The sequence below is a fragment of the Campylobacter gastrosuis genome (assembly GCF_030249845.1).
GTDB classification, from domain to species: domain Bacteria; phylum Campylobacterota; class Campylobacteria; order Campylobacterales; family Campylobacteraceae; genus Campylobacter_A; species Campylobacter_A gastrosuis.
The window spans coordinates 1-576 of sequence record NZ_JANURM010000059.1 but is presented as its reverse complement, the minus strand read 5'-3'; the positions used below and the strand labels follow the sequence as shown (position 1 = coordinate 576).

At 28.8% G+C, this 576-nt stretch carries 1 pseudogene; it reads right to left on the bottom strand.

The features are described from left to right. Window positions 1-576 (bottom strand): annotated as a pseudogene (locus tag NYG85_RS12075) (hypothetical protein); the annotation flags it as partial.

Genomic DNA, 576 nt, shown 5'->3' with positions numbered 1-576 from the left:
TAAACATAAATTTCACAAATCCACCCTTATACCAGTTTTTGCTAGCCTTTATAAACTCTTCGCCTAGTTTGTATTCAAGGCTATCTTTTATCTTTAAAGCCTCTTTGTAATCTGGATAATCTTGCAGTTTTGGCAGGGCTAATTTTGGATTTTTCTTGATTTTATCCTGATAGGTAAGTTGGTCTTTTTTATACTCATCATACACGTAGCTTAACACAAATGGTAGTTTTATATAGCCAAAAAGAGATTTTTTGCATGTTAAAATAGCAGCACCTAGTCTAAATGAGAGTTGGTTTTTTAGCCTTTTTGAAGCTGAATTTTGTGCTTTTAGACTATCGTCAAGATCTTTTTTAAGAGTGTTTAAAATTTCAATATTTTTATTTATTGATTTTAAATCAGAGTGCTTGTAGTCTAAATCCTTTTCAAGTTTTTTGACTTCTAGCTCTTTTATTATTACGTCTTTTTCTAAAATTTTAATTGTTAAAAGTTCTTTTTCATCTACTTTTTGTTTTAGCTCATCATATTTGGCAGTTATAGCAGAGATTTTAGTTTCTAATTCTTTGTTTTTGGTTTGTT